The organism is Pontibacillus salipaludis, assembly GCF_014642405.1.
GTDB lineage: Bacteria > Bacillota > Bacilli > Bacillales > BH030062 > Pontibacillus > Pontibacillus salipaludis.
In genome coordinates, this window is the sequence record NZ_BMIN01000002.1 from 328907 (window position 1) to 350733 (window position 21827).

Consider the following 21827-nt stretch of genomic DNA (forward strand, 5'->3'; position numbering starts at 1 on the left):
AACATAAAACGCGTATGTGTTCATTAGTAGTGTCGTCATAGTTCTATGTACTAAATCAATTGTTAAGGTTAACTTTACAATGCTTTATAGGAGAACGCAAAAGTTCTAATTTTTCGGAAGTTCATTGAACCTCTTACTTCACATGAATACTATAAAACCACAAAGTTAAAAGGAAAACTAAGTTTACAGAAAACCCGCCATTAAGCGAGCCTTCTGTAAACTGTTTTTATTGTTGCAAAAAAAGCACAGCGTTATATGCTGTGCTTTTAAAAGTCTTACGAAAGAATATTAGTCGTTAACGTAAGGCAATAATGCCATTTGACGAGAACGTTTAATCGCTCTTGTAAGTTTACGTTGGTATTTAGCAGAAGTTCCTGTTACACGACGAGGAAGAATCTTTCCACGCTCAGAAACAAAACGCTTAAGAAGTTCAACATCTTTATAATCGATGTGTGTAATTCCGTTTGCTGTGAAATAACACACTTTTCTACGCTTCGCGCGACCACGACGAGCCATAATTGAAAACCTCCTTATAATTTAATTAAAATGGTAAATCGTCATCTGAAATATCAATAGGTTCCCCATTATCAGCGAATGGGTCATCCTGTTTAGGTTGATTATTATTGTTGTTATTGTTGTTTGGACTATATCCAGATTGGTTCTGATTAGGTTGGAATCCTTGTGAACCTGCGCCACCTGAAGACGAGCCTTTTGTCTCTAAGAATTGTACACTATCAGCAACAACTTCCGTCACAAAAACGCGTTTGCCTTCTTGGTTATCGAAGCTTCGGGATTGTAAACGTCCATCAACACCGACTAAGCTTCCTTTATTCATAAAGTTCGCTAGATTCTCTGCGGCACGACGCCACACGACACAGTTAATAAAATCTGCATCACGGCTACCTTGTTGGCTTGTAAACGGGCGGTTTACAGCAATCGTAAAGTTCGCAACGGCTACTCCGTTGGGTGTATAGCGCAAATCGGGATCCTTGGTTAATCTGCCGACAAGAACGACACGATTTAACACAGAACCACTCCTTATTGATCGTCTTCGCGTACAGCGATGTGACGAATAATATCATCAGAATACTTAGCAAGGCGATCAAATTCGTTAACAGCTTGGCTGTCACCGTTGAATTTGATTACCATGTAGTAACCATCACGGAAATCGTTAATTTCATAAGCTAAGCGACGCTTGCCTACTTCTTTAGTTTCAGTAATTTCCGCACCATTATCAGTAAGAACATTGTTGAAACGCTCTACTACTGATTTTTGAGTTTCCTCATCTACGTTTGGGCGGATGATATACATGATCTCGTAATTTCTCATCCGACTTCACCTCCTTTTGGACTTAGCGGCCCTTTTACGGGCAAGGAGTAATTTCTCGTACAATTACTCACAATGTTGTATTATATCAAAGTTAATAAAAAAGCACAACCAAGTTTCCAATTTTACGCTTATACATTAAAGCGGAAATGAATGACATCTCCATCTTTAACTAAATATTCTTTGCCCTCTAAACGAACTTTACCATTTTCTTTTGCGACTGACATTTTACCAGCCTCTACAAGGTCATCATAAGCCACCGTCTCAGCACGGATAAACCCTCTTTCAAAGTCACTGTGAATGATTCCTGCCGCTTGAGGAGCTGTCATTCCTTCTTTAAAGGTCCAAGCACGAACTTCTTGCTCACCCGCTGTGAAGTACGTAGCTAAACCAAGAAGATTATAAGACGCTTTGATAAGCTGATCAAGACCTGACTCTGCAATGCCTAGATCATCTAAGAATTCTTGTTTTTCTTCTCCTTCAAGCTCAGCAATTTCAGACTCAATCTTTGCACAAACAACAATTACTTGTGCATTCTCTTTTTCAGCAAACTCACGTACAGCTTGTACATGTTCGTTGCCGCTTGGGTCTGCAATTTCATCTTCTCCAACATTAGCCACATATAAAACAGGCTTAGATGTTAGTAAATGAAGTCCTTTAACGATTTTTTGTTGATCATCACTATATTCCAAAGCTCTTGCTGGCACTTCTTCTTCAAGACCTTCTTTAATCTTTTCAAGAACAGCTTGTTCTGCAAGAGCCTCTTTATCTTTCTGGCGTGCCATTTTAGCAACTCGATCAAGACGCTTATTGACTGTCTCTAAGTCAGCCAAGATTAATTCTAAATTGATGGTTTCAATATCCGCAATTGGATCTACTCCACCAGAAACGTGTGTGATGTTATCATCTTGGAAACAACGGACAACGTGGCTGATCGCATCTACTTGGCGAATATGAGATAGGAATTGGTTTCCTAACCCTTCACCTTTACTTGCACCCTTCACAATACCTGCGATATCTGTAAATTCGAATGCCGTAGGGACTGTTTTCTTAGGATTCACTAATTCTGTAAGTTTTTCTAATCTTTCATCTGGAACTTCAACAATACCAACGTTAGGATCAATCGTACAGAACGGGTAGTTGGCCGACTCTGCACCTGCCTGCGTAATTGCATTGAATAGAGTTGATTTCCCAACGTTAGGCAAACCTACAATTCCTGTTGTTAATGACATTAACTTTCCACTCCTTAAGGATTACCGTCCATATGAACGTCTGCAGTAACCCAATTATATTGCTCGTCTATACATATGACAAGTAAGCACATTAGAAAAACAAGGGGAAATTCGCCCTTGTTTTTCCATTTATACACTCGTAATTTTTATTTTTTCAGGTATTCACTAATGATGGTTTTTGATTTTCTAGTATACAACATAACATATACAAGGATTATCGTGAAACAACCTTCAGAAGCTCTTTATGAACTCTTAGTCTTCCTTTGCTTCGTGTTTCTCAAGGACCTTCTTCATCTTGCTTTCAAAGCGTCTTCTTGGTATGAGGACACTATGCCCGCACCCTTCGCATTTTATGCGTATATCTGCCCCTAAACGAATAATCTTCCATCTATTCTCACCGCATGGGTGCGACTTCTTCATCTGAACAATATCGTTTAAAGAATATAGTTGATCTGCCATTTGTGATCCTCCTTACGATGTTGTCTCAACGACTTCCTGTTCTTCTTGCCTAGAATACATAACTAAACGAGGGAACGGTATTTCAATTCCTTGTTCGTCTAACCTGTTCTTCAATTCCTTGCGAAGCATACGAGCAATTGGCCAATGCTCCATTGGATCTGTCTCAGCTATAATTCTTAGCACAACATCAGATGATCCTAAACTTTGTACGCCGAGAAGTTCAGGTGTACCTCTTAACTCCTGGTACCGCTTAGGTAACTCTTGGAGCAAGTCTTCTATAACCGCTTCCGCTCGTATAATGTCTCCCTCATAAGCAATGCTGACATCAACGACAGCTATACTGTTGTGAACCGAGAAATTCGTGACTTCATTAATACTGCCATTCGGTATAATGTGGAGTTTGCCTGTCCAGTGTTTAATTTTCGTTGTGCGAAGTCCGATCTCTTCAACAAATCCTTCTGAGCTTGACGTTTGAACATAGTCACCTACTGAAAATTGATCTTCAAAGATAATAAAGAATCCAGTAATGATGTCTTTCACCAGGTTTTGGGCTCCGAAACCAATAGCCAATCCAGCGATTCCCGCACCAGCTAGCAAAGTTCTCACATCAATACTAATGGTGTCTAAAACCATGATCGCTGCGGTGAAATAAACCATATATGTGAGCGTATTTTCCAATAGCTTTACGAGGGTAAGCTCACGCCGTTGAGTAATTTTAAAAGGACCTTTTCTTCTTCGTTTAAAAATGTTTTGAATGACTTGTTTACCAAACTTAATAATAAAATAAGAAAGTAGTAATATGACGATTATATTTAAAACGCCTTTACCAAGCATCACCCATAAATCTGGCCCAGTTACATAATCAACAGAGCTCGTCCATTTACCTTGTAACCAATTCCACAATGTGCTATGTTCCCTCCCCCATTAAACCTTCATAATAAACTATTGTATCAGCTTTTCAACTGATTTTGTATCGATTTAAAAAGGGGTATAGCAAAATTGCCGAAAGCACATAAAGGTTTAACAAACCATACAGTGGATATAAATACTTTATCAATGTGGAAAAACCAATACTAGTTAGAGGAAGCATAAGAAACAGCGTAATCGCAGCCAAAAGCCAAAGCGGCCCTTTCAATCGATTTCTAAACCTTGTAATTAATCCAAGAACACCAGATGCTGCCGTTGTAAAAATGGCAATCCATAACAGAAAAGATATAAAGAGAAACATCTCATAAGGGTAATGTTTAAGGATAGCAAACAAGGGAATTTCATAAAGTAAAATATCATCCGCTATCTGAATAAGACTACTATTGTAAATAAATGATATAGAGCCTAGCACAAGACCACTCCCAATACTTGCAATCCATATTTCTCCCTTATAGCGAACTTCACTTCCTACCGCACCTAGAACTGCAATAAGAGGAAGAATGTTAAGTGCAGTAAAAGGGAAAGCTGCCGGCCAGTTACTCTGTTCTCCAAAATGAGAAAACATAGAGAGTTCTTGCTGAACGGAGAATAAAATCAACACATACAATAGGCCCCCTATTAGCAAAGGCAAGATAATACTATTCATAGATAAGATTCCTTTGATATCCCACACAAACACTAGAATAAGAGGAACAATAATAGCAATGATTCCTAACCAATAAGAAAAATGGAATGCCTGCCATGTAGCTCCACTTCCAGCTAGCATAATAACAGTTGTAGTGAAAAGGTAAAGAATGATCATTCCATCGTACAGAAGAGTTAAGTGATCGCCTACGATTGTACGAAGAACAGGAAGGTAATGCTTCGACTTCTTCTCGAAACTAATCCTCAAGATTACGTAACAGGAAATTGTAAAGAGTATGGTAAATATCAGAATGGCCAGTCCACTCTCATGACCAAAAAACTGCCATAACTCCCTACCTGAAGCGTATCCTGCTCCAATCATAGTCCCAATGATCAAAAACATCCATTTCATACCAGATCGAATCATATTTTTTCCTCCTACCTTCTTTCTTCGTCTATGTATAGAAATCGATAAATCGCTGTATACTAATAACAATATGACTACGGAGGAAAAGCTATGAATCTAAAGCAAAGACTTTTTTCTCAGAAAACAGAACATCGCTACCATTTTGAAGATGAGCAGTTAATGTTAGGGGTAACTCAAACACTTAAAGAGTGGGTGCCCGCTAATCGAGAAATTGTCATTGTCTGTATTGGTACTGACCGTTCTACTGGTGATTCTCTCGGTCCCTTAATTGGGACACTCCTAGAAGAGAGTCATCTTCAACGTATTCACGTGTACGGAACACTTAATGAACCTGTTCATGCCGTTAACCTGAATGAAAAGCTTGAATTGATTCAAAAACGCTATCATCGTCCATACATTATAGGGATCGATGCATGTTTAGGTAAATTATCATCTGTTGGGAATATTATTTTAGGTCAAGGACCTGTGAAACCAGGGGCAGCCGTAAAGAAACAACTCCCTGATGTAGGAGAGATTCACCTTACAGGCGTAGTGAATGTTAGTGGTTTTATGGAGTATTTTGTTTTGCAGAACACACGCTTAAATATTGTCATGCAAATGGCTAAAAAAATGGCCAAAGCACTTCAAACCTTTGATGAGGATATGGGGAAGGCTGAGATCTCAAAGACTATTCCTACTGATCCTCTCACAACAAAAAGAAAACGCTGGTTACCGATTAAGGAATAGAATCCATAAAAAAGAGCAAAAACCTTCTCGGGTTTTTGCTCTTTTTTATGCTTTGTTTCTTTGCAAGGCCGCGGAAAGGGAAAGATCTACCGAAGCAGCTTACGCTCTTATAACTAAAAGCGGTCCATTTTTCTAAAAGTCATACCCCTAACTCCAACCAGCCATAAAGGATGAAGCCAATAAACAGTAAACTTGGCAACAAATTGGCCACGCGTATTTTCGTTATATGAAGTATATTGAGTCCGATTGCAACGATTAAAATTCCGCCAGTAGCTGTCATTTCAACAATAAAGACATCCATAAAATCTTGAGGTATCCAATTGTGAATTTGAGTAGATAACAGCGTGATTCCTCCCTCGTATAAGAGAACCGGGATAACTGAAAGCATGACTCCCCATCCTAATGTCGTCGTTAAAACGAGGGCAACAAATGAATCTATAATTGCTTTTGTGACTAATACGTCGTGGTCTCCCCTTATTCCACTATCAAGAGCTCCTACAACAGCCATTGCCCCAATAACAAAAATTAAGGAGGCAGTTATAAAACCTTCTGATACAGATGATTGTTTACCTTTACTGAACTTTAACTCTAAGAAAGCACCAAGTTTCTCAAACCGTTCCTCAAGTTGAAGCCATTCTCCGGCAAAAGCTCCAAACAGTAAACTAAGTAGCATGACAATAATTTGGTCTGTTTCTATTGCCATTCGTAAACCAATGAGGGTTACAGCTAACCCAATACCATTCATAGTTGTTTCTTTCGTTTTTTCAGGTATTTTATGAAAAAATAACCCTATTAAACTCCCTATTAAAATACCAATGCCATTTACAAGTGTGCCAAATAAAATCATCTATCATTTTCCTCCAACAAGCATAGCCATGTTTCATGTGAAACAGGTTGGTAAACATCTGCTTAAGATATGAAAAAAGCCTGATGCTTGCATGAACAAGCATCAGGTATGAGTCTCTATTCTTCAAAGTAGTGTAGAATTCGATCCAGGTCCTCTTCAGAGAAAAATTCAATTTCAATTTTTCCTTTTCGTTTCCCTTTTTGAATGGTGACCCCTGTTCCTAATCGCTCTTGAAGAAGGGATTCCCTCTCTTGAATGAAGATATCTTTTTTTACTTTTTTCTTCTTATTTTTTTGCATGTTCTTTTCATTTAATTGAATAATGTACTGCTCTACCTGACGTACATTTAATCCTTCTTTTCGAATCTTTTCAACGAGAGGTAAGAGTTGATTTTTATCCTTCAACCCTAACAAAGCTCTCCCTTGTCCCATAGAAAGTTCTCCGTTATTAATAAGCTCTCCAACAGGTTTAGGAAGCGACAAAAGACGAACTAAATTCGCAATGTGAGGACGACTTTTCCCAAGACGTTTTGCTAACTGTTCCTGCGTTAAATTTAGCTCTTTCATTAAGTTTGAATAGGCTTGTGCCTCTTCAATCGGCGTGAGGTCCTCTCGCTGAAGATTTTCAAGTAAAGCCAATTCCATCATATTTTGTTCGGAAAGATCACGAATGACAGCAGGAACAGTACCGAGACCCGCTTCTGTTGCTGCCCTATATCGTCTTTCTCCTACTACAATGTCATATCCTTTTATACTTTTCCGTACAATAATGGGTTGAAGAATTCCATATTGGAGAATTGATTCTTTCAGTTCCTCAATCGCTTTTGGATCAAAAACCTTTCTTGGCTGATAAGGATTCGGGCGACATTCTTGAACAGAAACTTCTTGTACCTTTTCCTCTTCTGTTACTTCTACTTCCGGAAAGAAGGAGCCTAGTCCCTTACCTAACCCTCTGGCCATTCGTCATCACTTCCTTTGCTAATTCTAAGTAAACTTCAGCGCCACGGGATTTTGGATCGTAAAGAATAATGGGTTGTCCATGACTTGGAGCTTCACCTAAACGAACGTTACGAGGTATAACAGATCCATACACTTTGTCTTGAAAGTACTTCTTAACTTCATCAATAACTTGTATTCCTAAATTGGTACGGGCATCTAGCATTGTAAGTAATACGCCTTCGATCATAAGTTGCTTATTCAAGTGCTTCTGCACGAGGCGTACAGTATTTAACAGCTGACTCAATCCTTCTAATGCATAGTACTCACATTGGACAGGTATTAAAACAGCATCTGAAGCCGTCAAAGCATTGATCGTCAGTAACCCTAAGGATGGAGGGCAGTCAATAATAACGTAATCATATTCATCCTTTACCGAATCAATTGCTTTCTTTAAGCGGACTTCACGTGAGATCGTCGGAACAAGTTCAATTTCTGCACCTGCTAACTGAATCGTGGCAGGTATTGCGTCTAAATTTTCCACCATCGTAGGAACCTTCACATACTTCGCTTCTAAGTCTTCCACTAGCACATTGTAAACACATTGATCCATATCAGCTTTTTCAATACCCACTCCACTTGTTGCGTTTCCTTGTGGATCGATATCAACTAATAGAACCTTGTGATTTAAATAAGCTAAGCTAGCACTTAGACTAACAGCTGTAGTGGTCTTTCCCACACCGCCTTTTTGATTAGCAACGGCGATTACTTTACCCATGATGTCACCTACCTCTAATCTGTCAAATCTTTCATATTTATTCTATCATCTTTTGAACTTATAAGATGAAATAAATCAGATAAAATTATAATCTAAAGCCTCTAAACTAGTGCTTTGTAGATCCTTTACTGTTTCTAGAGATACAAAATTTAAGTGAAAAAAACCCACCTTATGTGCGTCACAAAAGATGGGGAGTACTAGCATCATGATTGTTTTTTAGGAATCTTAATAGTGATTTGATAGTAATCATCATAATCTTCTTCATCCGTTTCAAGATCAATACCTGTGTCGGAGACCATCGTAAGCGATTGTTTTATTGTGTTCATCGCAATGCGCATATCTTTACTAATCCCTTTTAACTGTGGCTTACGCTTTTTGGGCTTATGTTCCCCTTCACGCATCTTAGCTATTTTCTCTTCTGTTTGTTTTACATTAAGGGACTTTTCAATAATTTCATCTAACAACTGCCCTTGTTTCTCAGGATCCTTCAGTGCAATAAGAGCACGGGCGTGTCGTTCTGTAATTTTCTTATCAAGAATGGCTTGTTGAACTACATCTGGCAGCTTCAATAACCGTAATTTATTCGCAATTGTCGATTGGCTTTTTCCAAGCCGCTGCGCTAAAGCCTCTTGTGTTAAGTTATGAATTTCTAACAACTTAGCATAAGCCATTGCCTCTTCAATAACCGTTAACTCTTCCCGTTGTAAATTTTCAATTAGAGCAACAGAAGCAGTTTGTGCTTCATCCATTTCTCTAATGATAGCTGAAACATTCTCCCACCCTAAATGCTGGACAGCTCTCCAACGACGCTCACCAGCTATTAATTCATAACCAGCATCTTCACCTTGCATCTTGCGAACAACAATAGGCTGAATCATACCATGTGTTTGGATGGTCTGAGCCAATTCTTCAATCTTGTCATGGTTGAATATTGTACGCGGCTGATAGCGGTTTGGTTGGATATTGTGCACTGGTAATTGAATAACTTCATCAGGATGATAGTCTTGTCGTTCTTGATCTTTCTCTTCCGCTTCGGACTTATCCCCTATTCCAAATAAGCGGCTGAATGGGTGTTTCATCCTTTGACACCACCTTTTCTACTTTCACCCTTTATGGGTACCCTTCGTGTTATCATCTAAGGAATGTTTCACGTGAAACAGTAAAAGAAACCATTATAGAAAACATCTCTTTTCAATAGAGATGCGAGAATCCAAGTATTGTTCTCTTCTTTTATCCTTGAGGAAGGAAGGACAAAATTTTGAAAGTGCAAAAAAGCGCTGCAGCGGAGGCTGCCGCGCATATAACGTTCATTTGCGATTTTATAGAAGCAGTCTTCTTCTATTATCGTATATTTCTATCTATTATTTTAGCACATAATCTATGAAATGAGCAGGGAGAGCTTGAAAATCTTTTCAAATATTCCTGACTCAGAAGACAACTATAGAGCTTCTTACTCCTACTTGTAATATGTATATATTCTCCACTTATTGACACAAATCCTTCTAACTCATCAACTCCCTTACATAATTCGATGAAATTTAAGATTTTCGTAGGTCGTTTATATACCGAGCACATAAGCGTTGCTCACAAAAAACTTTTCTTATCGAGGCATAGAGTCTCTCAACAGTTGGAAGGAATTCAATAGTTTCCTTCCATATTTTTTATAATGAAAGGCTTATGATAGATTAACAGAATTCTTACCTACTCTACAAATAAAACCTTTAATTAAGGATTCTATTAAATTGAAATACAAAAAACACATGAGCTCTCTTATCCAGAAAACCCATGTGTTTACTATTTTTGTATGCCAAATTCCTTATTGTGTCAAAGGGCTTTTATTAGGAAGACCCGCTTTACGTGGATATTTCTTAGGTGTTTTGCGACGCTTGTGATAGATTCCAATATTACGTTCGCTATCCTCTTCAGGTAAATAGAAAGTGTGATGCTTCTCTAGTTCAGCACCAAGAAGACTTGTCGCAAAAGCCGCATCCTCCAATTCATCTTTAAAGGAAGCGCCCTTCATTGCTACGAACTTACCACCTACTTTTGTGAGAGGCAGACATAATTCGCTTAAAACGGATAGTCTCGCTACAGCGCGGGCTGTTACCATATCGTACTGTTCTCTAAACTGTTGGTTCTTGCCAAAGTTTTCAGCACGATCGTGATAGAAAGCGACATCATCGAGTTCTAGTTTTGTAGCTAAATGATTTAAGAATGTAATACGCTTCTTCAACGAATCGACAATCGTTACCTTTAGTTGCGGAAAGACGATTTTTAAAGGGAGACTAGGGAATCCTGCCCCAGCTCCCACATCACATATCGATAAAGGTTGATTGAAATCTAAATAAAAAGCTGCTGTTATTGAATCGTAAAAGTGCTTTAAATATACACTCTCTTCATCTGTAATAGCCGTTAGATTCATTTTTTCGTTCCACTCTACGAGAGCTTCAAAATAATCATGGAACTGCTTTTTTTGTTTCTCATTTAGCTCAATCCCTTGATCTTGTAAAGCTTTAAGAAAGGTTTCTTTGTTCATGACACCGGTCCTTTCTGCTTAGGCTTCATCTCCAGATACCTTAGCAATTTTTCCTTGCTCTATATAAACAAGTAAGATTGATACATCAGCTGGGTTCACACCAGAGACACGCGAAGCCTGACCTACCGATAAAGGACGAACCTCTTTCAGGCGATCCCTTGCTTCAGAAGCGATACCATGGATATCATCATAATCAATGTCCTCTGGAATCTTCTTGTTTTCCATTTTTCGCATACGTTCAATTTGCTGTTCTGACTTTTGAATGTAGCCAGCGTATTTCGTATGGATCTCCACTTGTTCTTCTACCGCTTCAGGAAGATCCTTTCTCTCTTCAAGGAGACTTGCGACCATTTCAAATTTCATTTCTGGTCGTTTGAGTAAATCATACGCGTTAACTGCATCTTTAAGAGGTGAACCGCCCGCTTGTTGAATAACCTCTTGAACTTGATCTGTTGCTTTAATTGTAATTCCTTTTAGACGTTCAATTTCTTCGTTAATCATACGTTTTTTATCTTGGAAGCGAGCATAACGATCTTCAGAGATCATTCCAATTTCGTAACCAATATCCGTAAGACGAAGGTCTGCGTTATCATGACGCAGGATAAGGCGGTATTCAGCACGAGAAGTAAGAAGACGATACGGTTCGTCCGTTCCTTTCGTTACTAAATCATCAATAAGAACACCGATATAAGCTTGAGAACGATCTAGAATAACCGGTTCTTTGCCAAGTACTTTAGAAGCTGCATTAATACCTGCCATTAAACCTTGAGCCGCGGCTTCTTCATATCCAGAAGTACCGTTTATTTGACCAGCTGTAAACAACCCTTCAACTGCTTTTAATTCGAGTGTTGGCCAAAGCTGGGTTGGGATGACAGAATCATACTCAATCGCATAGCCAGCTCGCATGATTTCAGCTTTTTCAAGCCCTGGTACCGTCTCAATCATTTGCTTTTGAACGTTTTCAGGTAAGGAAGTAGACAGGCCTTGTACATAAACCTCTTCTGTATTTCTACCTTCAGGTTCTAAAAAGACCTGGTGACGAGGTTTATCATGGAAACGAACAATTTTGTCTTCAACAGAAGGGCAGTAACGAGGCCCTGTACCTTTCACCATTCCTGAATACATTGCAGATGAACTTAAGTTGTCATCAATAATCTTATGAGTAAATTCATTCGTATACGTTAGCCAACAAGGAATTTGATCCATAATATACTCTGTTGTCTCATAGGAGAATGCACGTGGAACCTCATCCCCTGGTTGAATTTCTGTTTTTGAATAGTCAATTGAATGACTGTTTACGCGCATTGGAGTTCCTGTCTTGAAGCGAACCATCTTAATCCCAAGTTCTTCAAGTTGAACAGATAAATCTGTAGAAGCACGTTGGTTATTAGGCCCACTCTCATAGGCTAAATCTCCAATGAGTACTTTACTACGCATGAATGTTCCGGTTGTCACAATGACAGAGTCTGCTGTATAAGCGGCCTTTGTCTCTGTTACGACACCTTTACATACTCCGTCTTCTACCATAAGTTCTTTAACCATTCCCTGACGAATCGTTAGGTTTGGTTCATTCTCAATAACTTTTTTCATTTCTTGAATATATAAATGTTTGTCAGCTTGGGCACGAAGAGCACGCACAGCTGGGCCTTTTCTTGTATTTAATAAACGCATTTGAATATACGTTTTATCAATTACTTTGGCCATTTCTCCGCCTAAGGCATCAATTTCACGAACGACGACACCTTTTGCCGGTCCTCCAATTGAAGGGTTACAAGGCATAAAGGCAATCATATCTAAATTTAACGTTAGCATTAATGTCTTCGCTCCGCGACGGGCAGCTGCTAACCCAGCTTCTACACCTGCATGACCAGCACCAACAACAATAACGTCATAATGTCCTGCATCAAAAGTATTCATGACTCTCTCTCCTTAACTCACTTTTATTTTCCTAAACAAAACTGAGAGAATAACTGATCAATTAAGCTTTCTTGAACCGTATCACCTACGATTTCACCAAGAAGTTCCCATGTTCGGGTAACATCGATTTGAACCATATCAATCGGCATCCCCGCATTCATTCCATCCATTGCATCTTCTAACGTTTCTTTAGCTTGATTTAGCAGTTGGACGTGGCGAACATTTGAAAGGTAGGTCATATCACCAGTATCAATATCTCCTTCAAAGAAAATATCTGATATAGATGTTTCTAATTGATCAATACCTTGCTCTTCAATTAACGACGTCGATACAATTGGATGATCACCCGCTACTTCGCGTAATTCATCCATATCTATTTGTTGAGGCAAATCTGTCTTATTTACAATAACAATGACATCCATGCCTTCAACCGCTTCAAATAATTTTTTGTCTTCTTGCGTAATTGTGTCTCCATTATTTAAGACAAGCAAAATTAGATCCGCTTCTTGTAAAACTTGGCGAGATCGCTCAACACCAATCTTCTCAACTAAGTCTTCTGTTTCTCGAATTCCTGCGGTGTCAATGAGACGAAGTGGAACTCCTCTTACGTTTACGTACTCCTCAATGACATCACGAGTTGTTCCAGGAATTTCTGTAACAATCGCTTTATTCTCGTGAACTAATGCGTTCATTAAAGAAGACTTCCCTACGTTCGGACGACCAACGATAGCTGTTCCAAGACCTTCACGAAGTATTTTCCCTTGTTTAGCCGTTCTTAACAGTCGTTCTATCTCTTGGTGGACCTGCCTTGTGTTCTGAATCATTAATTCGTTCGTCATTTCTTCAACGTCATCATATTCCGGATAATCAATATTGACTTCTACTTGAGCTAATACCTCAAGTAGTTCTTGTCTTAATTTCTGAATTAAATGGGATAGACGACCATCCATTTGCTTTAAAGCTACGTTCATAGCGCGATCAGTCTTAGCACGGATTAAATCCATAACTGCTTCTGCCTGGGATAAGTCGATACGTCCATTTAAAAAAGCACGCTTAGTAAACTCACCTGGCTCCGCTAAACGGGCTCCTTGTGACAAAGTTAACTCTAAAACACGGTTTACAGAAACAAGACCACCATGACAGTTGATCTCTACTATATCTTCACGAGTGAACGTTTTAGGAGCACGCATGACAGAAACCATTACCTCTTCCACCATTTCATTCGTTTTAGGGTCCAGTAACTTTCCATAATGAATCGTATGAGTGTCAACCTGGTTTAAATCTTTACCCTGAAACATTCCGTTAGCTAAGGAAACCGCTTCTGGACCACTTAAACGAACAATAGCGATCGCTCCTTCCCCAACGGGGGTCGATATCGCACTTATAGTATCTGTGTCCATGCTCTCACCTCTTTCCTCATCTTAATTATATTTTATCCACAATTGTTTGATTTATATAGTCACTAACTTATTAGATTAGCACATAACACAATTCTTTGAAAAGCTTTTACTTCAAACTATTTGTATAGGCAGAGCGTTATCCACATGTGGATAATTTATATCGCTCATTTCCCCTCTTTTCATTGTCACACGTCATCCGACTCAATCACAAGAAATGCCCCCGGTCCTCGACCAGGGGCATCTTAAACGTTATTCGGGTTTAATCACAACATGACGATGCGGTTCTGAACCATCAGAGTACGTCGAAACTTGTTTGTTATGCTGAAGAGCAGCGTGAATAATTTTTCTCTCATAAGAAGGCATTGATTCAAGCGCAATCTCAGTCTTCGTTCGAACGGCTTTGTCAGCCAAACGACTTGCTAAACCTGAAAGTGTCTCTTTCCTTCTTTCTCTATATCCTTCAGCATCTACCATTGCTGTAAGATACTGATGACCATCTTTGTTTATGACCAACTGAGCTAACGACTGCAAAGCATTTAGTGTTTGACCCCGTTTACCAATGAGTAAAGCAATTTTATCCCCTTTAAGCTCAAATATAACTTCTTTACTCTTTTTCTGAACGGTTACATGGATCGGAGCTCCCATTTGGTTACCGACTTGCTCTAAATACTCTTTCGTTGCCTCAATTGCATCTTCCACATCAGATGTTTTTTTCACCTGTTCTTCAGCTACACTATAACTTTCTTGATCTTCTGTACTTTCTTTTTGGTCAACAGGTTCTTCAGTTGGTTCTGGTGCGGTTGAAACCGTTTCTTCTTTAGTAGTTATCATCATAACCTTTACAATAGCTTTCTTAGCACCAAACACACCGAAGAATCCTTTTTTGCCTTCGTCAATTATTTCTACATTAACTTGGTCCCTCGAGGTGTTTAACTGCTCTAACGCTGAACGGACCGCGTCCTCAACTGTTTGTCCAGTAGCAGTTACTTGTCTCACTTACTTCGCTCCCTCTGTTTCTGTATCCTTCATCATTGGCTTACGAATAAAAACAGTTTGTGCAATCATAAATAAGTTACCTACTACCCAGTAAAGTGCTAGTGCGGCTGGGAAGTTTAATGCAAAAATACCAATCATAACCGGCATAATGTAAAGCATCATTTTCATTTGCGGGTTCTGATCCATAGTGCCAGCCATCATTAACTTTTGCTGAATAAATGTTGTTGCTGCAGCAACGAGTGGCATAATGAAGAATGGATCTGGTGCACCTAATTCAAACCATAGGAAACTATGTGTTTCAATTTCCTGGGTACGAACAATTGCATGATAAAAAGCAATTAAGATCGGCATTTGTAAAAGAATTGGGAAACAACCAGCTAACGGGTTAACCCCATTTTTCTGGAACAATTGCATTGTTTCTTGTTGTAGCTGTTGCTGTGTTTTCTGATCTTTTGAGCTATACTTTTGTCTTAGCTCTTGTAACTGTGGTTGTATTTCCTGCATAGCTTTAGAGCTTTTTAACTGTTTTACGTTTAACGGCAACAGAATCAAGCGAATGATCAGTGTTACAACTACAATAGATAAACCGTAGCTTTCACTAAACAAGCCTGCGAAATACTTAATTAACAATGACAGTGGATAGACGAAATACTCATTCCAAAATCCTGTACTTTCAGATGTAATGTTTTGATCAATTTGAGTACAACCTGATAGTACAACAAGAAGTCCTGTCAGAGTTAATAAAAAAAGGACCTTCTTTCGCAACGTTTCTTCCTCCTTATTATCCCAAACGGTAATATTCCAGTAATACATGTATTCTATCATTAGTGACTGGCAAGCTTCTATATCAAATCTTAAGCTTTTACTGATTTCGCTAAAAGATTTGTTTTCTTTAAAACGTGAGACAAACTTTTCTTGATCTCTTGGAAGTTCATTTGATTTGTTGGCTTTCTAGCAATGACAACTATATCGTAATTTTGCTCCATTCGTGGCTCAAGTTCAAGAAAGGCTTGTCTCAAGTAACGCTTTATTTGATTTCTCATAACGGCGTTTCCGATCTTTTTGCTTACTGAAAGGCCAATTCGGAAGTGAGGTTGTTCCTCTTTTTTTACGTAGTAGAGCACCAGTTGTCTATTAGCAAATGAAGAACCCTTTTTAAAAACATGCTGAAATTCTTCATTTTTTTTAATGCGGTATTGTTTCTTCATAATTTCATCCTCACTCTTAAAAAAAAGCGTAGTGCGCCTTTAGATACACGAGTTTTCAATCGTCGAGATGTGCAAAGTCGCTAGTAAATAAGTTATGACCATCATATGTCGTTTCTTCTTTTATTCTCAACATAAAAAACGTATTCCCCCTGCTTACAGCATATCCCCTACAGAAAAAAGTTATATCATACGAAACAGCATTTTCTTAAAGAAATATTAGATCAGCACCACTATTAATGGTTTAGTGAGGAATACGTTTTATTTACGTTCAAACTAGAAAAAAGACCACTGACATATGTTCAGTGGCCTATGCAGATAATGTTTTTCTACCTTTGCGACGACGGCGCGCTAGTACTTTACGTCCGTTTGCAGAACTCATACGATTACGGAAGCCGTGCACTTTTTTACGTTTACGGTTATTTGGTTGAAATGTACGTTTCATTGTATAGACACCTCCCTGAGGATTGAATAAATTCAAAAACTAAAAAGACAGTCCAATTCATTATAAGAAGGATAGGCATAAAAAGTCAACTTTCTTTTTAGGTTTCTAACGAATGCAACCTATCCTTAGAACGCATACTCAAGTCATGTCACCTTTAATGCTCATTATAACCTTTTTGTATTTTTTAAGTATTACTTATGTTTCACTTCGTAATGTTCACATGAACAAGGTATTCCCCAGGATCCGTTTTCTCCAGATATCTCACTCCACCCTAAACCAATTTTAATTAAACTTCTTCTGTAAACCCGACAATTACATCAACCAATTTAACGAAGAACAATAGCTATCCATTACACGTTAAATATCGTGTTTAATCAGGGCAATATTTTCTGTACACTTTGTCTGTGAATAACTTTATTAACGATTTTTCGACTATCCACACCAATTATCGACAAGTTAATCACAAAATATAGTGTTGTGGATAAATATTATCTACAAGCAGTAGACAGTGTGGATAACCAACCAAAAACCATTGCAACTCGGGGATTTATTTGGTATTATATTTGTGTTTTAGTAATGAACAACCAAACACACCAAAAATTCTTTTCCACAGACTGTGGATAAGTTGTGGACATCTATTCACAATGGTGTGCACTTACTTATCAACAATATTGTGGATTGTGCTTATAAGTTTACTGCAGACTGTTATAGTAACAGTTATGCTTCCACAGAATTATAAGTCCTAAAGATTGCACAAAAGTTGTACAACCCACCTCCGGATCTCCTTTCTTTATGTATATATACCAAGAAAGGTAGGATACGTGAGGTTTTTTGTTTCATAAACTCTTCTTTACTATTTTTATGCTCGAAAGGGGTGAAATTTGTTGGAAAATATCAACGAGCTTTGGGATAATACGCTCGCGAAAATAGAAGAAAAAATAAGTAAACCCAGCTTTGAGACTTGGTTAAAAAGTACAAAAGCTGACTCTCTTAAAGATGATACGCTCATAATCGTAGCACCCAATGAATTTGCTAGGGATTGGCTCGAAAGTCGCTATTCTAAGTTAATATCCGATGCTTTATTTGAAGTTACAGGAGCTCAACTGCAAACAAAATTTATTATTCCAGAGGCTAAAGATGTAACTCCTGATGATGTAAAACCAGCGATGAAACAAGTACAAAATATGCAGCAAAATGAGCAAGAGGAATCTCCTCAAAGTATGCTCAATTCTAAATATACTTTTGATACTTTCGTTATTGGTTCAGGAAATCGGTTTGCCCATGCAGCTTCACTAGCTGTAGCAGAAGCACCAGCTAGAGCATACAATCCGCTATTTATTTATGGAGGTGTGGGGTTAGGAAAAACACACTTAATGCATGCGATTGGACATTATGTTCTTGATCATAACCCTTCAGCCAAAGTCGTTTATCTTTCTTCCGAGAAATTCACAAATGAATTTATTAATTCTATTAGAGACAATAAAGCAGTTAACTTTCGTAACAAGTACCGCAATGTAGACGTGCTACTAATTGATGATATTCAATTCTTAGCTGGAAAAGAACAAACACAAGAGGAATTCTTCCACACTTTTAATACACTTCACGAAGAAAACAAACAAATTGTCATATCTAGTGACCGACCACCTAAAGAGATTCCGACTTTAGAGGACCGTTTGCGTTCTCGGTTTGAATGGGGACTCATTACTGATATTACCCCGCCAGATTTAGAAACACGTATTGCTATTTTGCGTAAGAAGGCCAAAGCCGAAGGTCTAGATATTCCAAATGAGGTAATGCTTTATATTGCGAATCAAATTGATACAAATATCCGGGAATTAGAAGGAGCTCTCATACGTGTTGTAGCGTACTCTTCTCTCATTAATCGAGATATTGATGCTTCATTAGCAGCTGAAGCTTTGAAAGACATTATTCCAAGCTCTAAGCCAAAAATAATTACAATCCAGTCTATACAAGAAGTTGTAGCTGAAAAATATAGTATTAAACTAGATGACTTTGCAGCTAAAAAGCGAACCAAAACAATTGCTTATCCAAGACAAATCGCCATGTACCTATCAAGAGAAATGACCGATTATTCACTACCGAAAATTGGAGAAGAGTTTGGAGGGCGTGATCATACGACAGTGATTCATGCTCATGAGAAAATTTCTAAGATGCTTAGTCAAGATCAACAATTACAAAAAGACTTAGAAGAGTTAAAGGAAACACTAAAATCGTAAAAATGAGCTGTGGATAGTCTTATAAGTTGTCCTTAAAGTTACGCACAATCTATCCACATGTGGATATCCCTAGTTTCATGGGGTCAGTTACACTTATACACATATTCACAGCCCTTACGACTACTACGACCTTTTTTATAATATAAATATAACTAATGGAATTCCATTTAGGAGGATTTGATTCATGAGATTTACAATACAACGCGATCAATTAATGAATAGCGTCCAAGATGTTATGAAAGCCATCTCTTCTAGAACCACTATTCCTATTCTTACAGGAATGAAAGTAGAAGCGACAGAATACGGAGTTAAACTGACAGGAAGTGACTCTGATGTAACCATTGAGTCCTTTATTCCAGTAGAGGAAGATGGGATCGTACTAGTTGAAAACATTGAACCTGGTAGCATTGTTTTACAAGCTAAGTACTTCCCAGATATCGTTAAAAAGTTACCTCAACAAACAGTTGAAATAGAAGTAGATGATCACTTTAACGTAAATATTCGATCAGGTAGTGCAGAGTTTCACTTAAATGGCCAAGACGCAGAAGAATACCCGCATTTACCACAAATTCAAACAAACCAAAGTTTTGAAGTTCCTATCGATTTACTAAAAGACTTAATTCGACAAACGGTCTTTGCGGTGTCCACCTCAGAAACACGCCCCATCTTGACAGGTGTAAACATGAAGGTGGAAAGTGATGACCTATACTTTATTGCTACAGATAGTCATCGTCTTGCTTCAAGAAAAATCCCTATGGGGAACAATGTTCAGCCGTTATCATTTGAGAATGTTGTTATTCCTGGTAAGAGTTTGACAGAACTTAATAAAATTCTTGATGATTCTCAAGAAACCATTGAAATTAGCGTTACAGAAAATCAAATTTTATTCCGTACGAAGCATCTTTATTTCCTTTCACGCTTATTAGATGGCAATTATCCTGAAACATCACGTTTAATTCCAGATGAAGTAAAAACAACGGTTTACATTGATACCAAAGAGTTACTACAATCCATTGACCGCGCTTCTCTCTTAGCTAAGGAGAACCGCAATAGTGTTGTTAAACTTTCAACCAAAGAAAATAACCGAGTGGAAATTACAAGTAACTCTCCTGAGGTAGGTAATGTTGTAGAAGAAGTAACAGCTGAATCTTTAGAAGGGGAAGATCTTAAGATCTCCTTTAGTGCAAAGTATATGATGGATGCATTGAAAGTAGTCGACTGTGAAAAAGTAAATATTCAATTCACTGGAGCTATGCGCCCATTTTTAATTCGCCCTAATGAAAATGATCAAATATTGCAATTGATTTTACCTGTTAGAACTTACTGATTTCTACTGATTCTAGAAATAAAAAGCAAGGGATGTCATCCCTTGCTTTTCTTATGGACAAATCTTTAGTAAAATAGGTAGAAGGTCAAGTCTGGAATTAGGGTGAAAAATACATGTATGAATCAATTGAAATAGAAACTGATATGATTCCTTTAGGGAAATTTTTACAGATTGCAAACGTCATTGAAACCGGTGGAATGGCAAAATGGTTCTTGTCTGAGTACCCAGTTTTTGTTAATGGAGAAAGAGAAGATCGTCGTGGTAAAAAATTATCTTTTGGAGATCTTGTAGAAGTTGAAGGTGTAGGTACCTTTAAGGTTGTATCAGAATCTTAATTTCCCAATTAAGTTGAAGGGGACTCCCTATGCATTTAGAACAACTAACTTTAAAACACTACCGTAATTACGAGCATTTAGATATAACGTTCGATGATAAGGTTAACGTTATTATCGGCGAGAATGCTCAAGGTAAAACAAATCTTATGGAAGCTATATACGTTTTGGCTTTTGCGAAATCCCATCGAACCCCTCGCGATAAAGAACTTATCATGTGGGACCAAGAATATGCTAAAATTAAAGGGAGTGTGTTTAAGCGGAAGCGGCATTTCCCTTTAGAAATTGTAACGTCTACAAAAGGGAAAAAGGCAAAGCTTAACCATCTTGAGCAAAAACGTTTAAGCGATTATATAGGCGCATTAAATATTGTCATGTTTGCACCTGAAGATCTAAACCTTGTAAAAGGGAATCCTCAGGTTCGTCGTCGTTTTATAGACATGGAAATTGGACAGATTCAGCCTGCTTATATTTATCATTTGGGACAGTATCAAAAGATTTTAAAGCAACGAAATCATTTATTGAAGGAATACCAACGCAAACAAAATCCCGATTTAACGATGTTGCGAATCTTAACTGATCAACTTATAGAGCACGCTGCAACGATTGTTCAAAGACGATTTAAGTTTTTAGGTCTCCTACGGGATTGGGCCATGCCAATACATGAAGGAATTAGTCGACAGCTAGAAAAGCTTGAAATTGAGTATAATCCTACAGCAGAAGTATCAAAAGATATGGATTTGTCTATGCTTGTAAGGGTATTTCAAGATAAATTTCAAGACATTGAAAAGCGCGAATTGGAGCGGGGTACTACTTTAATTGGGCCGCACCGTGATGATTTAATTTTTTATGTAAATGGTAAAGACGTTCAAACTTATGGTTCTCAGGGTCAGCAACGGACAACAGCCCTTTCTCTAAAACTGGCTGAAATTGAGTTGATCCACAGTGAAGTTGGAGAGTATCCAATTTTGCTGTTAGATGATGTTTTAAGTGAATTAGATGATTATAGACAATCCCATCTATTGCATACCATTCAAGGAAAAGTCCAAACGTTTGTATCTACAACGAGCGTGGATGGCATTGAGCACGAAACTCTACGAAAAGCGGACGTTTTTTACGTTCAAGAAGGTAGCGTAACTAGGCCGAATTGA

Annotated in this window: 23 protein-coding genes; 5 read left to right on the forward strand and 18 right to left on the reverse strand. The window is 38.1% G+C overall.

From position 1 onward, the window contains the following. Positions 1-288: 288 nt before the first annotated feature. The 7 genes from rpsR to IEW76_RS03695 form a co-directional block, all read right to left on the reverse strand. On the reverse strand, positions 289-516 hold the full coding sequence (gene rpsR, locus IEW76_RS03665) for a 30S ribosomal protein S18 (RefSeq protein ID WP_036780513.1): 228 nt from the start codon (positions 514-516) through the stop codon (positions 289-291). 25 nt (positions 517-541) lie between these two features. Next, positions 542-1027 carry a single-stranded DNA-binding protein gene (ssb, locus tag IEW76_RS03670; protein WP_188651021.1) on the reverse strand — a complete coding sequence of 162 codons (486 nt, stop codon included), beginning with the start codon at positions 1025-1027 and terminating at the stop codon, positions 542-544. Between the two features lie 11 nt (positions 1028-1038). Beyond that, complete coding sequence (gene rpsF / locus IEW76_RS03675; protein WP_036780517.1) at positions 1039-1329, reverse strand: 30S ribosomal protein S6; 291 nt, start codon at positions 1327-1329, stop codon at positions 1039-1041. Positions 1330-1457: 128 nt separating this feature from the next. After that, positions 1458-2558, reverse strand: coding sequence for a redox-regulated ATPase YchF (gene ychF, locus IEW76_RS03680; RefSeq protein WP_188651023.1), 1101 nt, complete (start codon positions 2556-2558; stop codon positions 1458-1460). Positions 2559-2810: 252 nt separating this feature from the next. Continuing rightward, positions 2811-3017 carry a DUF951 domain-containing protein gene (locus IEW76_RS03685; RefSeq protein WP_188651026.1) on the reverse strand — a complete coding sequence of 69 codons (207 nt, stop codon included), beginning with the start codon at positions 3015-3017 and terminating at the stop codon, positions 2811-2813. A gap of 12 nt (positions 3018-3029) precedes the next feature. Next, positions 3030-3851 carry a mechanosensitive ion channel family protein gene (locus IEW76_RS03690; RefSeq protein WP_084599339.1) on the reverse strand — a complete coding sequence of 274 codons (822 nt, stop codon included), beginning with the start codon at positions 3849-3851 and terminating at the stop codon, positions 3030-3032. A gap of 124 nt (positions 3852-3975) precedes the next feature. Continuing rightward, positions 3976-4995 carry a YkvI family membrane protein gene (locus IEW76_RS03695; protein ID WP_188651027.1) on the reverse strand — a complete coding sequence of 340 codons (1020 nt, stop codon included), beginning with the start codon at positions 4993-4995 and terminating at the stop codon, positions 3976-3978. A 90-nt stretch (positions 4996-5085) separates the two neighbouring features. Between IEW76_RS03695 and yyaC the strand changes: the two genes are divergently transcribed. After that, positions 5086-5721, forward strand: coding sequence for a spore protease YyaC (gene yyaC / locus IEW76_RS03700; RefSeq protein ID WP_188651029.1), 636 nt, complete (start codon positions 5086-5088; stop codon positions 5719-5721). Between the two features lie 139 nt (positions 5722-5860). On the opposite strand, the gene IEW76_RS03705 is transcribed toward yyaC, so the two are convergent. The 11 genes from IEW76_RS03705 to rpmH all read right to left on the reverse strand — a co-directional run bounded on the left by IEW76_RS03705 (position 5861) and on the right by rpmH (position 16780). Continuing rightward, entirely contained in the window at positions 5861-6568 is a 708-nt protein-coding gene (locus IEW76_RS03705; RefSeq protein ID WP_188651031.1) for a DUF554 domain-containing protein, read from the reverse strand. 116 nt (positions 6569-6684) lie between these two features. Continuing rightward, positions 6685-7527: a ParB/RepB/Spo0J family partition protein gene (locus IEW76_RS03710; RefSeq protein ID WP_188651033.1), complete on the reverse strand. Its 843-nt coding sequence runs from the start codon at positions 7525-7527 to the stop codon at positions 6685-6687. After that, on the reverse strand, positions 7508-8281 hold the full coding sequence (locus IEW76_RS03715) for a ParA family protein (protein WP_188651035.1): 774 nt from the start codon (positions 8279-8281) through the stop codon (positions 7508-7510). The genes IEW76_RS03710 and IEW76_RS03715 overlap by 20 nt, the downstream gene beginning before the upstream one ends. A gap of 203 nt (positions 8282-8484) precedes the next feature. Then, positions 8485-9360, reverse strand: coding sequence for a nucleoid occlusion protein (gene noc, locus IEW76_RS03720; RefSeq protein ID WP_188651037.1), 876 nt, complete (start codon positions 9358-9360; stop codon positions 8485-8487). A gap of 737 nt (positions 9361-10097) precedes the next feature. Beyond that, entirely contained in the window at positions 10098-10817 is a 720-nt protein-coding gene (gene rsmG, locus IEW76_RS03725; RefSeq protein ID WP_188651039.1) for a 16S rRNA (guanine(527)-N(7))-methyltransferase RsmG, read from the reverse strand. Between the two features lie 18 nt (positions 10818-10835). Further along, positions 10836-12734, reverse strand: a complete 1899-nt coding sequence (gene mnmG, locus IEW76_RS03730; protein ID WP_188651041.1) for a tRNA uridine-5-carboxymethylaminomethyl(34) synthesis enzyme MnmG — start codon at positions 12732-12734, stop codon at positions 10836-10838. Positions 12735-12757: 23 nt separating this feature from the next. Further along, positions 12758-14134, reverse strand: a complete 1377-nt coding sequence (mnmE, locus tag IEW76_RS03735; protein ID WP_188651044.1) for a tRNA uridine-5-carboxymethylaminomethyl(34) synthesis GTPase MnmE — start codon at positions 14132-14134, stop codon at positions 12758-12760. 249 nt (positions 14135-14383) lie between these two features. Beyond that, positions 14384-15130, reverse strand: a complete 747-nt coding sequence (jag, locus tag IEW76_RS03740) for an RNA-binding cell elongation regulator Jag/EloR (RefSeq protein ID WP_188651047.1) — start codon at positions 15128-15130, stop codon at positions 14384-14386. Then, a complete protein-coding gene (gene spoIIIJ, locus IEW76_RS03745) occupies positions 15131-15895 on the reverse strand; it encodes a YidC family membrane integrase SpoIIIJ (RefSeq protein WP_036780564.1) in 765 nt (254 codons plus the stop codon). 89 nt (positions 15896-15984) lie between these two features. Beyond that, on the reverse strand, positions 15985-16338 hold the full coding sequence (gene rnpA, locus IEW76_RS03750; RefSeq protein ID WP_036780565.1) for a ribonuclease P protein component: 354 nt from the start codon (positions 16336-16338) through the stop codon (positions 15985-15987). Positions 16339-16645: 307 nt separating this feature from the next. Continuing rightward, complete coding sequence (rpmH, locus tag IEW76_RS03755) at positions 16646-16780, reverse strand: 50S ribosomal protein L34 (protein ID WP_036780566.1); 135 nt, start codon at positions 16778-16780, stop codon at positions 16646-16648. Between the two features lie 884 nt (positions 16781-17664). Here rpmH and dnaA point away from each other — a divergent pair. The 4 genes from dnaA to recF all read left to right on the forward strand — a co-directional run bounded on the left by dnaA (position 17665) and on the right by recF (position 21827). Continuing rightward, a complete protein-coding gene (gene dnaA, locus IEW76_RS03760; protein WP_188651049.1) occupies positions 17665-19017 on the forward strand; it encodes a chromosomal replication initiator protein DnaA in 1353 nt (450 codons plus the stop codon). 184 nt (positions 19018-19201) lie between these two features. Then, a complete protein-coding gene (gene dnaN / locus IEW76_RS03765; protein ID WP_188651051.1) occupies positions 19202-20344 on the forward strand; it encodes a DNA polymerase III subunit beta in 1143 nt (380 codons plus the stop codon). Positions 20345-20457: 113 nt separating this feature from the next. Continuing rightward, entirely contained in the window at positions 20458-20679 is a 222-nt protein-coding gene (yaaA, locus tag IEW76_RS03770) for a S4 domain-containing protein YaaA (RefSeq protein ID WP_188651053.1), read from the forward strand. Between the two features lie 29 nt (positions 20680-20708). After that, positions 20709-21827 carry a DNA replication/repair protein RecF gene (gene recF / locus IEW76_RS03775; RefSeq protein WP_188651055.1) on the forward strand — a complete coding sequence of 373 codons (1119 nt, stop codon included), beginning with the start codon at positions 20709-20711 and terminating at the stop codon, positions 21825-21827.